Origin of the sequence: Serratia sp. NFX21 (assembly GCF_048517035.1) — a bacterium.
Lineage (GTDB): Bacteria > Pseudomonadota > Gammaproteobacteria > Enterobacterales > Enterobacteriaceae > Serratia > Serratia quinivorans.
In genome coordinates this window covers 5,053,358-5,068,723 of the sequence record NZ_CP183196.1, presented here as the reverse complement: position 1 = coordinate 5,068,723, position 15,366 = coordinate 5,053,358, and the positions used below count along the sequence as shown (strand labels likewise).

Below are 15,366 nucleotides of genomic sequence, written 5' to 3'. Positions count from 1 at the left end.
CCTCAACTGTTTTCGAGCGTTTGGGTGTTCACCAACGTGTAACTAATTATTGGGTAAGCTTTCTAATGAAAACTTTTACAGCTAAACCAGAGAGCGTAAAACGCGACTGGTACGTTGTTGATGCAGATGGTAAAACTTTAGGCCGTCTCGCTACTGAACTGGCTCGTCGTCTGCGCGGCAAGCATAAAGCGGAATACACCCCGCACGTTGATACCGGTGACTACATCATCGTTCTGAACGCAGAAAAAGTTGCTGTAACCGGCAACAAGCGTACAGACAAAGTGTATTACCGTCACACCGGCTACGTCGGTGGTATCAAGCAAGCGACCTTTGAAGAGATGATTGCCCGCAACCCAGAGCGTGTGATTGAAATCGCGGTTAAAGGCATGCTGCCAAAGGGTCCGTTGGGTCGTGCAATGTTCCGTAAACTGAAAGTTTACGCGGGCACAGAGCACACTCACGCGGCACAGCAACCGCAAGTTCTTGACATCTAATCGGGATTATAGGCAATGGCTGAAAATCAATACTACGGCACTGGTCGCCGCAAAAGCTCCGCCGCTCGCGTTTTCATCAAGCCGGGCAGTGGTAACATCGTAATTAACCAGCGTAGTCTGGAACAGTACTTCGGTCGCGAAACTGCCCGCATGGTAGTTCGTCAACCGTTGGAACTGACCGACATGGTTGGTAAGTTTGACCTGTACATCACCGTTAAAGGTGGTGGTATCTCTGGTCAGGCTGGCGCTATCCGTCACGGTATCACCCGTGCACTGATGGAGTACGACGAGACTCTGCGCGGTGAATTGCGTAAAGCTGGCTTCGTTACTCGTGACGCCCGTCAGGTTGAACGTAAGAAAGTCGGCCTGCGTAAAGCACGTCGTCGTCCGCAGTTCTCCAAGCGTTAATTTTTTACTGCCTCGGCAGTGGAATTTACGCCAAAAACCCGGTGCTTCACCGGGTTTTTTTATGCCTGAAAATCAACTTGTCGCTACTAAAATCTTTGGTATATCAGACAATTCAATACGAAATCACCGCACAGCCCCCACAAAACAAGCAAAATCTGGTAAACTATCATCCACTTTTGCGCCTGTTCGCCATGCAGCAGTTATCAGTCTACCTCCGAGGCCGTTTTTATGACCTAAGGTTTCGCTGCAAGTTGCTGGCCTGCGGTCAAGATCATTCAGGATAGCAGCCTGTCAGTTGGCTATTCGCAGTATTTTCTAGATAACTTGGAGGTTTTCATGGCTGTCGCTGCCAACAAACGTTCGGTAATGACGCTGTTCTCTGGCCCGACCGACATTTTTAGCCATCAAGTACGTATCGTACTGGCGGAGAAAGGTGTCAGCGTTGAGATTGAGCAGGTTGAGTTGGATAACCTGCCGCAGGATCTGATTGACCTCAACCCGTACCAGACGGTGCCTACCCTGGTCGATCGCGAACTGACCCTGTATGAATCCCGTATCATCATGGAATACCTCGATGAGCGTTTCCCGCACCCACCATTGATGCCGGTCTACCCGGTTGCTCGTGGTGAGAGCCGCCTGATGATGCTGCGTATCGAGAAAAACTGGTATTCGCTGATGTACAAAATCGAGCAGAGCAACGGCCAGGAAGCTGAATCAGCTCGCCGTCAACTGCGCGAAGAACTGCTGGCGATTGCCCCTATCTTTGGTCAGACCCCGTACTTCATGAGCGAAGAGTTCAGCCTGGTGGATTGCTACCTGGCGCCGCTGCTGTGGCGTTTGCCGCAGTTGGGCATTGAACTGAGCGGTGCCGGTTCCAAAGAGCTGAAAGGCTACATGACTCGCGTGTTCGAGCGTGACGCCTTCCTGGCCTCCCTGACCGAAGCCGAGCGCGAAATGCGCCTGCAGACTCGGGGCTAAGCGTTATGGATATGTCTCAGATGACTCCGCGCCGTCCGTATCTGCTGCGAGCTTTCTATGACTGGCTGTTGGACAATCAGTTGACACCGCACCTGGTGGTGGATGTGACGCGTCCTGACGTTCTGGTGCCTATGGAGTTCGCCCGTGATGGTCAGATTGTTCTGAACATCGCGCCGCGTGCTGTGGGCAACCTGGAGTTAGGCAACGACGAAGTGCATTTCAACGCACGTTTCGGTGGTGTACCGCGTGAAGTCTCGGTGCCAATGGCAGCGGTGCTGGCGATTTATGCCCGTGAGAACGGCGCAGGCACCATGTTCGAACCGGAAGCCGCTTATGAAGCGGAAGGCACGTTTGAAGGTTTGGACAATGAGACGATCCCTTCGGAAAGCCTGATGTCGGTGATTGATGGCGATCGCCCCGATCTGGATGAAGGTAACGATTCAGACGACGAGCCGCCACCGCCGCCACGTGGTGGCCGCCCGGCACTGCGCGTGGTGAAATAATCCCGCAGCGGTGAACAGTAAAGGTCGCTTCGGCGACCTTTTTTATCGCCTGCGCCCCGGGAAAAAACAAAGGGCCCGGCAGATCACCTGCGGGCCCTTTGGGGAAAAGCCGGTGGAAGATTAGACTTCCAGGTAGCTCATGATGCCATCGGCAGCTTTACGACCTTCGGCAATCGCCGTTACCACCAGATCCGACCCGCGCACCGCATCGCCACCGGCGAAGATTTTCGGGTTGCTGGTCTGGAAGGCATTATCGGTGCTTTCCGGTGCCACAATGCGGCCCTGTTTGTCGAGCTCAACGTCGTGCGCGGCCAGCCAGTCCATCTGGTGCGGACGGAAACCAAAGGCCATAACCACCGCGTCGGCATCAATGATGTGCTCGGAACCTGGCACCTGCTCAGCAACCTGACGGCCATTGGCATCCGGTGCGCCCAACTGGGTACGAACCATTTTCACTCCGGCCACGCGACCGGCGCTGTTGAGTTCGATGCTCAGTGGCTGCAGGTTGAATTTGAAATCAACCCCTTCCTCACGCGCGTTTTTCACTTCGCGTTTGGAGCCTGGCATGTTGGCTTCATCACGACGGTAGGCGCAGATAACGTCGGTTGCCCCCTGGCGAATAGAGGTACGCACGCAGTCCATCGCGGTGTCACCACCGCCCAGCACCACCACACGCTTGCCTTCCATGCTGACATAAGGCTCGTGCTGCTCGGCCTGATAGCCCATCAACTGCTTGGTGTTGGCGATCAGGAACGGCAGGGCGTCATAGACCCCCGGCGCATCCTCGTTCTCCAGGCCACCGCGCATTGACTGATAGGTACCGACGCCGAGGAACACCGCGTCATAATCACTCAGCAGCGTCTCCATGGTGATGTCTTTGCCCACTTCGGTATTGAGTTGGAACTCAATGCCCATCTCGCTGAAGATGCCACGGCGCTTCACCATCACTTCTTTTTCCAGCTTGAAGGCCGGGATCCCGAAGGTCAGCAGGCCGCCGATCTCCGGGTGACGATCGTAAACCACCGCTTTCACGCCGTTACGGGTCAGCACATCGGCACAGGCCAGGCCAGCCGGGCCGGCCCCGATCACCGCCACGCGTTTACCGGTAGGCAGCACGTGAGACATGTCTGGTTTCCAGCCCATCTCAATCGCTTTATCGCTGATATAGCGTTCGATGTTGCCGATGGTTACCGCACCGAACTCGTCGTTCAGGGTACAGGAACCTTCACACAGACGATCCTGCGGGCAGACGCGACCGCACACTTCCGGCAGGCTGTTGGTCTGGTGCGCCAGATCCGCTGCCTCCATGATGCGGCCTTCATTCGCCAGCTTCAGCCAGTTCGGGATGTAGTTGTGAACCGGGCATTTCCATTCGCAATAAGGGTTACCGCAGGACAGACAACGGTCCGCCTGCGCCTTCGCCTGACTTTCCGAAAACGGCTCGTAAATCTCTACAAACTCAATTTTACGGATCTTGAGCGGTTTCTTTGGCGGATCAACGCGCTGCAGGTCGATAAATTGATAAACATTCTGACTCATTAATGACCTCTTACTGCGCCTGAACCCGCAGCTCGGCAGCGGTTCGACTACGGTGACCCAACAATGCTTTGACATCACTGGACTTCGGCTTGACCAGAGCGAACTTCGGTGCCCATTCCGGCCAGTTGGCCAGGATCTCTTCCGCACGCGAAGAACCGGTCGCCTGGACGTGCTCGGTAATCAAGCCGCGCAGGTGCTCTTCATGGATAGCCAGTTGTTCGACATCCAACACTTCCACCAACTCTGGATTCACACGTTTGCGGAACTCGCCGTCTTCATCCAGCACGTAGGCGAAGCCGCCGGTCATGCCCGCACCAAAGTTGATGCCGGTTTTGCCCATTACGCAGACAATACCGCCGGTCATGTATTCACAACCGTTGTCACCGATACCTTCGACGACGGTGATGGCACCGGAGTTACGCACGGCAAAGCGTTCGCCTGCCCGGCCAGCGGCGAACAGCTTGCCGCCGGTCGCACCATACAAACAGGTATTGCCGATGATGCTGGCTTCGTGGCTGCGGAACGCAGAACCAATCGGCGGACGTACCGCGATACGGCCACCGGCCATGCCTTTACCAACGTAGTCGTTGGCGTCGCCGGTCAGGGTCAGTTCAACCCCACCCGCATTCCAGACGCCGAAACTCTGGCCGGCAGTACCGGAGAAGTACGCCTTGATCGGGTCGGCAGCCATGCCCTGATCGCCATGCACGGTAGCGATAGCCCCGGACAGGGTGGCGCCCACCGAACGGTCGGTATTGCGGATATCGAAGTAGAAAGCCTTGCTTTGTCTGGCTTCGATATGCGGTTGCGCCTGCGCCAGCAGATCTTTGTTCATCAACCCCTGGTCGAACGGCGGGTTGCTGCTTTCGGTGCAGTACAGCGCCTTGCCCGGATGCGGCGTGGCGGTTTGCAGCAACGGTGACAGATCCAGCTTGTTCTGCTTGGCAGAAATGCCATCCAGCTCGGTCAGGAACTCGGTGCGGCCAATCAGATCTACCAGTTGGCTGACACCCAGTTGCGCCATAATCTCGCGGGTTTCACGGGCGATAAACTGGAAGTAGTTAACCACACGTTCCGGCAGGCCGTGGTAGTGATCGCGGCGCAGTTTTTCATCCTGAGTTGCTACGCCGGTTGCGCAGTTATTCAGGTGACAGATACGCAGATATTTACAGCCCAGCGCCACCATAGGGCCGGTGCCGAAGCCAAAGCTTTCCGCACCGAGGATCGCCGCTTTGACGATATCCACGCCGGTTTTCAGGCCACCGTCTACCTGCAAGCGGATTTTATGGCGCAGGCCATTAGCCACCAGCGCCTGCTGTGTTTCCACCAGACCCAGTTCCCACGGACAGCCGGCGTATTTTACCGAAGACAGCGGGCTGGCACCGGTACCGCCGTCGTAGCCGGCAATGGTGATCAGGTCGGCATAGGCTTTCGCCACGCCGGTGGCAATGGTGCCCACGCCCGGTTCTGACACCAGTTTTACCGAAATCATCGCCTTCGGGTTGACCTGTTTCAGGTCGAAAATCAACTGCGCCAGATCTTCGATCGAGTAGATGTCATGGTGCGGCGGTGGCGATATCAGGGTCACGCCCGGTACCGAGTAACGCAGCTTGGCGATATAAGGGGTCACCTTGTCGCCCGGCAACTGGCCGCCTTCACCCGGCTTGGCCCCTTGCGCCACTTTAATCTGGATCACATCGGCATTTACCAGGTAGGCCGGAGTCACGCCGAAACGGCCGGATGCCACCTGCTTGATGCGTGACACCTTGTTGGTGCCGTAACGTGCCGGATCTTCGCCGCCCTCGCCGGAGTTGGAGAAGCCGCCGAGGCTGTTCATGGCAATCGCCAGCGACTCATGCGCTTCCGGGCTCAGGGCGCCGATAGACATGGCCGCGGTATCGAAGCGTTTGAACAGCGATTCTGCCGGTTCAACCTGATCGACCGGGATTGGCGTGCCTTTCGGCGTGATGGCCAACAGGTCGCGCAGCATCGCCACCGGGCGTTCATTCACCAGCTTGGCGTAAGTCTGATAGTCGCTGTATTTGCCGCTGTGGACCGCGGTTTGCAGCGTGCTGACCACGTCAGGGTTGTACGCATGGTACTCGCCGTCGTGAACGAACTTCAGCAGGCCGCCTTGTTCCAGCGGTTTGCGTTTCAGCCACGCACGCTTGGAAAGGTTTTGCAGATCCTGTTGGATGTCACTGAAGCTGGCACCGCCGATACGGCTGACCACGCCCTGGAAACACAGATCGGACAGATCGCGATGCAGACCGACGGCCTCGAACAGTTTGGCGCAGCGGTAAGAGGCAATGGTCGAGATGCCCATTTTGGACATGATCTTGTACAGGCCTTTGTTGATGCCGTTACGGTAGTTCAGCATCACTTCACGGTATTTCTTGTCGATCGCCTGGGTATCTACCAGTTTGGCCAGGGTTTCGTAGGCCAGGTACGGGTAGACCGCCGTTGCACCGAAGCCCAGCAACACGGCGAAATGGTGTGGATCGCGGGCGCTGGCGGTTTCAACAATGATGTTGGCGTCACAGCGCAGGCTCTTTTCAACCAGACGGGTCTGGATCGCCCCTACGGCCATCGGTGCAGGCACCGGCAGACGGCTGGTGGAGATCGCGCGGTCGGACAATACCAGCAGCACGGCGCCGTCGCGGACTTTGCGTTCCGCTTCGTCGCACAGGGCGCGAATGGTCTGCTCCAGATCCTGCTCCGCCGGATCAAAGGTCAGATCAAGCGTATCGGCGCGATAATATTCGCCTTCCAGCGTGGTGAGCTGTTTGAAGTCGGAGTACAGCAGGATCGGTGATTTGAAGCTTAAACGGTGTGCCTGGCCTTCGGCCTCGCAGAACACGTTCATTTCGCGGCCGATGCTGGTCGCCAGCGACATCACATGCGCTTCACGCAGCGGGTCGATCGGTGGGTTGGTCACCTGGGCAAACTGCTGACGGAAATAGTCATAAATAATGCGCGGACGGCTGGAGAGCACGGCGAACGGGGTATCGTCACCCATTGAACCCGTGGCTTCCTGGCCAATCTCACCCAGCACGCGGATCACCTGATCCAGTTCTTCGCTGCTGTAGCCAAACTGTTTCTGGTAAGTCTCAAGCTGCGAGTCGTCAAGCTCACGGCTGCCAACCTGATCGGCCGGTAGATCTTCGAATGGCACCAGACGTTTGACGTTCTTTTCCATCCACTCTTTATACGGATGGCGGCTTTTCAGATCGTCGTCGGTCTCGGCGGAGTGCAGGATCCTGCCGCTGCGGGTGTCGATCACCATCAGCTCGCCAGGGCCCACGCGGCCTTTCTCAACCACTTCATCGGGCTGGTAGTCCCAGATACCGACTTCCGAGGCGCAGGTGATCAGCTTGTCTTTGGTGATGACGTAGCGCGCCGGACGCAGGCCGTTACGGTCCAGGTTACAGGCAGCGTAGCGGCCATCGGACATCACGATGCCGGCAGGGCCGTCCCACGGCTCCATGTGCATCGAGTTGAAGTCGAAGAAGGCGCGCAGATCGGTGTCCATATCCGGGTTGTTCTGCCAGGCCGGCGGCACCAGTAGGCGCATGGCACGGATCAGATCCATCCCGCCCGCCAGCAGCAGTTCCAGCATGTTATCCAGCGAGCTGGAGTCGGAGCCGGTTTCGTTAACGAAGGGTGCAGCAGTCTGCAAGTCCGGGATCAGCGGCGTCTGGAACTTATAAGTACGGGCGCGCGCCCACTGACGGTTGCCGGTGATGGTGTTGATCTCGCCGTTGTGCGCCAGATAGCGGAACGGCTGCGCCAGCGGCCAGCGCGGCACGGTGTTGGTGGAAAAACGCTGGTGGAACAGGCAGATGGCCGATTCCAGACGCAAGTCCGCCAAATCAAGATAGAAACGCGGCAGATCCGCAGGCATGCACAGGCCTTTATAGATCGTCACCAGATTCGAGAAGCTGCAGACGTAGAAGCTGTCGTCCTGGACGCGCTTCTCGATACGGCGACGCGCGATAAACAGGCGGCGTTCCATATCACGCGGACGCCAACCGGCCGGGGCGTTCACGAAGATTTGTTCAATGCGTGGCAGAGAAGAGAGGGCGATCTCACCCAATACGTCCGGGTTGGTCGGCACTTCACGCCAGCCGACTACCGACAGCGTTTCATTCTGCAGCTCTTCTTCGACAATGCGGCGGCTGGCACGGGCTTCCTCTTCGTTCTGGCTGAGGAACATCATGCCAACGGCGTAGTTCTTGGCTAAACGCCAGCTGCGCTCTTCTGCGACCATGCGGAAGAAGCGATCGGGCTTTTGCAATAACAGGCCGCAACCGTCGCCAGTCTTGCCGTCAGCAAGGATTGCGCCACGGTGCTGCATACGGGCAAGTGCGTGAATAGCGGTACGCACCACCTTATGGCTAGGTTCGCCTTCTATGTGGGCGATCAGGCCGAAACCACAGTTGTCCCGCTCTTGGGATTTATCGTACAACATATCAGTGAACCTCCCCAGGCTCTGCGTGACTCTCACAACCCACTGCGAGCGGCTTCTTAATTTCAGGCAGAAGTCCAATCAGCAAGGTTAATAGCGCCGATCTGCTTTTCCGCCCTCCGTTAATGGCCTCTCGTGACGGTTCTCACAAGTGGTAAATGACTTGTTTTAAGAGGGAGTCTTAAATTACTGCATAAATATGACGAGACGTTTGCCCGTCCAGAAAGCTTCCAGCGGACTTCCAACTTAGCGAGAAAGAATACGCAGGTCAACTATAGGCCTAAGGGGGTTTCTTATGGGATTTTTTGCGCTCAATTAGTTGATATTTAATATGTTATATCCGTTTTTGAGCTTGTGCAGGAGAGCAGTAACCCCCGGAGAAATGTGAGCTGTCTCACTATAGTGCAACGCCTGAATCTCTGCACCATGCTAGTGCGGGTGGGAATGTCGGAATTTTATTCTAATAAGTTATTCTTTTTCGTTGTTTATAACTATTTTTCATCGCTTTGTCATATTGACGTGAACGGTTGCGTGAGAATAAGAAAAATTCATCTCGGCAAGAGTGATTTTATTTGCATTTATAATGAATAGTTATGCCTGGTGAAGCCTTGCGGGGAAAGCGTTGATCTCTGTCATCGCGGGAAAAGCCGTTTCTTATTAGCATCACGGGCTTTGAGCACAGAGACTTCCAAGATTATGCAGTTGCCGCAATTAGTCAATATGTTTGGCGCCGATCTTCAGCGCCGCTATGGTGAAAAGATCCATAAACTCACGCTGCATGGTGGTTTCAGTTGCCCGAACCGCGATGGCACGCTTGGGCGCGGTGGCTGTACCTTTTGCAATGTGGCCTCTTTCGCCGATGAACAGATGCAGCAACAAAGTATCGCCGAGCAGTTGGCGATGCAGGCGGTCAGGGTCAACCGTGCCAAGCGTTATCTGGCCTATTTCCAGGCTTATACCAGTACTTATGCCGAAGTGAGCCTGCTGGCACAGATGTATCGGCAGGCGCTGGCGCAGGCGGATATGGTCGGTATCTGCGTCGGCACGCGCCCGGACTGTGTACCGCCCGCCGCGCTGGATCTGCTGGCGGGTTACCTTGAACAGGGCTATGAGGTGTGGCTGGAGTTGGGGCTACAGACCGCGCACGATAAAACTCTGAAACGCATCAATCGCGGCCATGATTTCTCCTGTTATCAGCACACCGCCCGGCTGGCGCGTGAACGTGGGTTGAAGGTCTGCAGCCATCTGATTGTTGGGCTGCCAGGGGAAACGGCCGCCGACCATCTGGCGACCCTGCAGCAGGTGGTGGACAGCGGGGTGGACGGCATCAAGCTGCACCCGCTGCATATCGTGACCGGCAGCACCCTGGCGCGGGCCTGGCAGGCTGGGCGCTTGCCTGAGCTGGCACTCGAGGAGTATGCCTGCAGCGCCGGTGAGATGATCCGCCATACGCCGAAAGAGGTGGTGTATCACCGCATCTCCGCCAGTGCCTGTCGGCCGACGCTGTTGGCACCATTATGGTGCGAAAACCGTTGGAACGGCATGCAGGCGGTGGGGGGCTATCTGCAACGCCATGGCGGCCAGGGCAGCGCATTGGAAGAAAAGCAGCAATATCGCCCTTGCGCACTGTTTTGATTTGCAATCTTTCCCACACTTCGGCGTTTGCTTTCTTATCTCACCGGGGTTTTACGGTATGATTTACAAGATTCTGTCTGATGGGAGCGGCTATGAAGCAAATCCGGGTGTTAGCCCAGTACTACGTTGATTTAATGGTAAAACTGGGGCTGGTGCGCTTTTCGCTGCTGCTGGCATCGGCGCTGGTGGTGCTGGCGATGGTGGTACAGATGGCGGTCACCATGCTGCTGCGCGGGGAAGTAGAAAGCATAGACGTGGTGCGTTCCATCTTCTTCGGCCTGCTGATTACGCCATGGGCGGTCTACTTTCTGTCGGTGGTGGTCGAACAGCTTGAGGAGTCGCGCCAGCGCCTGACGCGGCTGGTGGATAAGCTCGAAGAGATGCGCCACCGCGACCTGGAGCTGAACCAACAGCTGAAGGACAACATCAGCCAACTGAATCAGGAAATTGCCGACCGTATCAAGGCGGAAGAAGAACGTCAGCAGGTGATGGACAAACTGACGGGAGAGATGGAGCAGCGTGAACTGGCGCAGATCGAACTGGGCCAGCAGTCGGCGCTGTTGCGCTCCTTCCTCGACGCCTCACCGGATCTGGTCTATTACCGCAACGAAGACAAAGAGTTCTCTGGCTGTAACCGGGCGATGGAACTGCTGACCGGCAAAAGCGAAAAGCAGCTGATCGGTCTGACGCCTTTTGACGTCTACGGTGAGGAAATTGCCGAGAAGGTAATCGAAACCGACGAGAAAGTGTTCCGTCACAACGTCTCACTGACCTACGAACAGTGGCTGGTTTACCCGGATGGTCGCAAGGCCTGTTTTGAGCTGCGCAAGGTGCCGTTTTACGACCGCGTGGGCAAACGCCACGGCCTTATGGGCTTTGGCCGCGATATAACCGAGCGTAAGCGCTATCAGGACGCGCTGGAGAATGCCAGCAGGGACAAGACTACCTTCATCTCAACGATCAGCCACGAGCTTCGTACGCCGCTTAACGGCATCGTCGGCCTGAGCCGCATTCTGCTCGATACCGAGTTAAACGACGAACAGCTGAAATACCTCAAAACCATCCATGTCAGCGCCATCACGCTGGGTAATATCTTCAATGACATTATCGAGATGGACAAACTCGAGCGCCGTAAAGTGCAGCTCGACAATCAACCGGTGGACTTTACCGGCTTCCTGGCCGATTTGGAAAACCTCTCCGGCCTGCTGGTGCAGCCGAAAGGGCTGCAGTTTGTGATGGAGCCGCAACAACCGCTGCCGCAACAAATCATCGCCGATGGTACCCGCCTGCGGCAGATCCTGTGGAACCTGATCGGCAACGCGGTGAAGTTTACCCCGCAGGGGCAAATTGTGGTGCGGGTGCGGCGTGAAGAGCAGGATCGGCTGGTGTTTGAAGTGGAAGACTCCGGCATGGGCATTCCGCAGGATGAACAGGACAAGATCTTCGCCATGTATTATCAGGTGAAGGATCAGCACGGTGGCCGTCCGGCGACCGGCACCGGCATTGGGCTGGCGGTTTCCAAGCGGCTGGCGCAGAGCATGGGCGGCGATATCACCGTCAGCAGCGTACAGGGGCAGGGTTCTTGCTTCACCTTATCCATCAAGGCACCGGCGGTGCAGGAAGTGGAAAGTGAAACCGCAGTTGAAGAGGAACTGCCATTGCCGGCGCTGCATATCCTGCTGGTGGAAGATATTGAGCTGAATGTGATTGTGGCGCGTTCGGTACTGGAAAAACTGGGTAACAGCGTTGAAGTGGCGATGAACGGCCAGGATGCGCTGGCCATGTTTGATCCGGACGAGTTCGATCTGGTGCTGTTGGACATCCAGTTGCCGGATATGACCGGGCTGGATATCGCCCGGATACTGCGTGAACGCTATGCCGGGCAGGCGTTGCCGCCGCTGGTTGCGCTGACTGCCAACGTACTGAAAGACAAAAAAGAGTACCTCGACGCGGGAATGGACGATGTGCTGAGCAAGCCGCTGTCGGTACCGGCGCTGACCAAAGTGATTAAACATTACTGGGATCATCAACCCTCTCACACCACAAAGAAAACGGAGCAAAAGACGATGAAGATTAATGAGTCTTTACTGGATACCACCATGCTGGAACAGTATATGGACCTGGTGGGGCCGCAGTTGATTCATCAGAGCCTGGAGATGTTTGAGCAGATGATGCCGGGTTATCTGGCAGTGCTGGATTCCAACATGACGGCGCGCGACCAGAAAGGCATCACGGAAGAGGGGCATAAAATCAAAGGTGCCGCCGGCTCGGTTGGCCTGCGTCATCTGCAACAAATTGCACAGCAAATTCAAACTCCGACGCTGCCGGCATGGTGGGATAACGTGCAAGATTGGGTTGATGAGTTGAAGCTGGAATGGCGCAACGATGTGCAGGTACTGCGTGAGTGGGTAGCGGAAGCTGAAAAAAAATGACCCCGACCTAGGCCGGGGTGCGCGAATATTGCGCCAACACCAGGGAAATTGTGAACCTGCGTATTGGTTTTAATGTTCTGGTCGAGCAGGTTGTAGAGAATTCCTAAACATCATACAGCCAACAACATAGCAAATGTAAGCGCTCTTGTTAGAAGATTCATTAAAATGTGTGATGTAGATTAGTGTTTGTCAACTCAGAGCACTAACCAGTTGACAGTAGCGACAGGAGGAAGGGTGATGAAAAACGTTGGCGTAGTGCTGAGTGGCTGTGGGGTTTATGACGGTTCGGAGATCCATGAAGCCGTCCTGACGCTGCTGGCGTTGGACCGGGCGGGGGCGCAGGCGGTGTGTTTTGCCCCGGATAAACCTCAACTTCATGTTATCAATCATTTATCTGGCGATGTAGTGCCGGAAAATCGCAATGTTTTAGTGGAGTCTGCGCGCATTGCCAGAGGCAAGGTTCAGCCGCTTTCGCAGGCTGACGCCAGCCAACTCGACGCCCTGATCGTCCCCGGCGGCTTTGGTGCGGCAAAGAACCTCAGCAGTTTTGCCAGCGAAGGGGCGGAATGCTGGATTGATAAGGATTTGGCTAAGTTAACGCAGCAAATGCATAAGGCAAATAAACCAATTGGTTTTATGTGTATTGCGCCTGCCTTGCTGCCGAAGTTGCTGGATCAACAAGTGCGGCTGACCATTGGCAACGATCCCGACCTGGGTGAAGTGATTGATGCCATGGGTGGCGAGCCGGTGATTTGTCCGGTTGACGACATCGTAGTGGATATCGAGAACAAAGTGGTGACTACGCCGGCCTATATGCTGGCGAAATCGATCGCTGAGGCGGCCAGCGGAATTGATAAGCTGGTTTCACGGGTGCTGGATTTGACTGAATGAGAAAATCTGCGGGCAAATCGATTTTTTCCCGGCCCTGGTTTTGGCTGAAACGTGGATTAATTGTGCTGGTTGGCGCATGGCTACTGGGGATCCTTGCCTTTGCTTTTCTGCCAGTGCCTTTTTCTGCGGTGATGGTTGAACGGCAGATCGGTGCCTGGCTGAGTGGCGATTTTAGCTATGTGGCGCATTCCGACTGGGTGTCGATGGACGATATTTCCCCGCAGATGGCGTTGGCGGTGATGGCGGCGGAAGATCAGAAATTCCCGGAGCACTGGGGGTTTGACGTGGCGGCGATCGAAAAGGCGTTTAGCCATAACGAACGTCGGCCCACGCGCATCCGTGGTGCCTCTACGCTGTCCCAGCAAACGGCGAAGAACCTGTTCCTGTGGGATGGCCGCAGTTGGCTGCGCAAAGGGCTGGAGGCCGGGCTGACATCGGGCATTGAGCTGGTGTGGACCAAGCGACGGATCCTGACGGTTTATCTGAATATCGTGGAGTTCGGCGACGGCGTCTTCGGCGTGGAGGAAGCGTCACAGCGCTTTTTCAATAAACCGGCCAAACGTCTGACGGCCTCAGAGGCGGCATTGCTGGCGGCAGTCTTGCCCAACCCGCATCGCTTCAAAGCCAATGCGCCTTCGGGCTACGTAGTACAGCGGCAGCAGTGGATCATGCGCCAGATGCGTCAGTTGGGTGGTGAAGGGTTTCTGAAAGAAAATAATCTGGATTGAGTAAGCTTTCCCCCTCTCCGGTGGGAGAGGGCCGGGGTGAGGGCATCAGACAATGCTGAAGCCACTTTCCCCGGCAAGCGGTTATTTCACAAAGGTAAAGGCGGTGGTGACGTGTTTCACGCCGCCGACCTGGCTAGCCGTCTGTGCCGCAGACTGCGCTTCCTGTTGCGTGACCAGACCCAGTAGGAACACTTCACCATTTTCGGTGGTGACTTTCACATTGGATGACTTCACTGCATCGCTGGTGAGCAATTGTGAACGCACCTTGGTGGTGATCCAGGTGTCGGAAGACGCGGTGCTCAGACTAACCGGCGTACCCTGACGAACCTCGTTGTACACTTCGGTCGTGCCTTCAACACCCATCGCGATTTGCTTGGCGCGGGCGGCCAGATCGGTATTCGGCGCCTGGCCGGTCAGCAGCACCTTACCCTGATAGGCGGTCGCAACCACCCGGGCCTCTTTCTTCAACTGCTGATCTTTACTCAGGGCGTTTTCAACCCGGGCTTCCAGCGTGCCGTCGTCTACCTGAGTCCCGACGCTACGTGGGTCGGTGGCCGTTTTGGTGGCAACGGCGGCGCTGCCAACGACAACGCCTGCAATACAGCCTTGTAACAGCAGGGCGCTGGACAGCACTGCAAATGTGGCTTTCAGCTTCATCTCAGTTCCTTATTCGTCCTGGTGGGGAAACAACGTACTATCAATCAGGTCGCATAGGCAATTTACGGTAAGCATATGCATTTCCTGAATACGTGCACTGCGGTGTGATGGAATGCGGATCTCGACATCCTGCTGGCCGAGCAAGCCGGCCAGTTCACCGCCGTCATAGCCGGTCAGTGCGACAATCGTCATGTCGCGCGTCACTGCGGCTTCGACCGCTTTCACAATATCACGGCTGTTGCCGCGGGTGGAAATTGCCAGCAATACGTCGCCGGCATGGCCGAGCGCGCGGACTTGTTTGGCATAAACTTCGTCGTGCAGCCGATCGTTGGTGATCGCCGTCAGCACCACGTTATCGGCATTCAGCGCAATGGCCGGCAGGCTTGGGCGCTCGGTTTCAAAGCGATTGATCATGCTGGCGGCGAAATGCTGCGCGTTGGCCGCCGAGGTGCCGTTGCCGCAGCACAGAATTTTATTACCGTTAAGTAAGGATTGAACCAGCGTCATCGCAGCACGCGAAATGGCGTCGGGCAAGGCCTCCGCTGCCGCAATCTGGGTTTGGATGCTTTCGGTAAAACAGGCTTTAATTCTATCCAGCACGTTGTATTAATCCACTAAGTCAAAGGGCCGGTC

The 15,366-nt window shown here is 56.2% G+C and carries 12 protein-coding genes; 8 read left to right on the top strand and 4 right to left on the bottom strand.

What is annotated here, in order from left to right; genetic code table 11:
• Nucleotides 1-65 precede the first annotated feature (65 nt).
• The 4 genes from rplM (at nucleotide 66) to sspB (ending at nucleotide 2,383) form a co-directional block, all read left to right on the top strand.
• Entirely contained in the window at nucleotides 66-494 is a 429-nt protein-coding gene (rplM, locus tag ACNT1W_RS23710) for a 50S ribosomal protein L13 (protein WP_012147045.1), read from the top strand.
• Nucleotides 495-509: 15 nt separating this feature from the next.
• Entirely contained in the window at nucleotides 510-902 is a 393-nt protein-coding gene (gene rpsI, locus ACNT1W_RS23705) for a 30S ribosomal protein S9 (RefSeq protein ID WP_012147044.1), read from the top strand.
• Nucleotides 903-1,238: 336 nt separating this feature from the next.
• Nucleotides 1,239-1,880 carry a stringent starvation protein SspA gene (gene sspA, locus ACNT1W_RS23700; RefSeq protein WP_012147043.1) on the top strand — a complete coding sequence of 214 codons (642 nt, stop codon included), beginning with the start codon at nucleotides 1,239-1,241 and terminating at the stop codon, nucleotides 1,878-1,880.
• A 5-nt stretch (nucleotides 1,881-1,885) separates the two neighbouring features.
• Entirely contained in the window at nucleotides 1,886-2,383 is a 498-nt protein-coding gene (gene sspB / locus ACNT1W_RS23695) for a ClpXP protease specificity-enhancing factor (protein ID WP_012147042.1), read from the top strand.
• Nucleotides 2,384-2,503: 120 nt separating this feature from the next.
• On the opposite strand, the gene ACNT1W_RS23690 is transcribed toward sspB, so the two are convergent.
• The gene (locus ACNT1W_RS23690; protein WP_115183668.1) at nucleotides 2,504-3,922 is read right to left on the bottom strand and encodes a glutamate synthase small subunit; all 1,419 of its coding nucleotides are present in this window, start codon (nucleotides 3,920-3,922) and stop codon (nucleotides 2,504-2,506) included.
• A 10-nt stretch (nucleotides 3,923-3,932) separates the two neighbouring features.
• A complete protein-coding gene (gltB, locus tag ACNT1W_RS23685) occupies nucleotides 3,933-8,393 on the bottom strand; it encodes a glutamate synthase large subunit (RefSeq protein ID WP_012147040.1) in 4,461 nt (1,486 codons plus the stop codon).
• Nucleotides 8,394-9,086: 693 nt separating this feature from the next.
• Here gltB and ACNT1W_RS23680 point away from each other — a divergent pair.
• The 4 genes from ACNT1W_RS23680 (at nucleotide 9,087) to mtgA (ending at nucleotide 14,076) form a co-directional block, all read left to right on the top strand.
• Nucleotides 9,087-10,025, top strand: coding sequence for a TIGR01212 family radical SAM protein (locus ACNT1W_RS23680; RefSeq protein WP_419246889.1), 939 nt, complete (start codon nucleotides 9,087-9,089; stop codon nucleotides 10,023-10,025).
• A 92-nt stretch (nucleotides 10,026-10,117) separates the two neighbouring features.
• Entirely contained in the window at nucleotides 10,118-12,457 is a 2,340-nt protein-coding gene (arcB, locus tag ACNT1W_RS23675; RefSeq protein WP_012147038.1) for an aerobic respiration two-component sensor histidine kinase ArcB, read from the top strand.
• A gap of 237 nt (nucleotides 12,458-12,694) precedes the next feature.
• Nucleotides 12,695-13,348, top strand: coding sequence for an isoprenoid biosynthesis glyoxalase ElbB (gene elbB / locus ACNT1W_RS23670; RefSeq protein ID WP_017894133.1), 654 nt, complete (start codon nucleotides 12,695-12,697; stop codon nucleotides 13,346-13,348).
• Complete coding sequence (gene mtgA / locus ACNT1W_RS23665) at nucleotides 13,345-14,076, top strand: monofunctional biosynthetic peptidoglycan transglycosylase (protein ID WP_012147036.1); 732 nt, start codon at nucleotides 13,345-13,347, stop codon at nucleotides 14,074-14,076. The genes elbB and mtgA overlap by 4 nt, the downstream gene beginning before the upstream one ends.
• Before the next feature lie 81 nt (nucleotides 14,077-14,157).
• On the opposite strand, the gene dolP is transcribed toward mtgA, so the two are convergent.
• Both dolP and diaA read right to left on the bottom strand, forming a co-directional pair.
• Nucleotides 14,158-14,733 carry a division/outer membrane stress-associated lipid-binding lipoprotein gene (gene dolP / locus ACNT1W_RS23660; protein WP_012147035.1) on the bottom strand — a complete coding sequence of 192 codons (576 nt, stop codon included), beginning with the start codon at nucleotides 14,731-14,733 and terminating at the stop codon, nucleotides 14,158-14,160.
• Between the two features lie 9 nt (nucleotides 14,734-14,742).
• Complete coding sequence (diaA, locus tag ACNT1W_RS23655) at nucleotides 14,743-15,333, bottom strand: DnaA initiator-associating protein DiaA (RefSeq protein ID WP_004948462.1); 591 nt, start codon at nucleotides 15,331-15,333, stop codon at nucleotides 14,743-14,745.
• Nucleotides 15,334-15,366 lie beyond the last annotated feature (33 nt).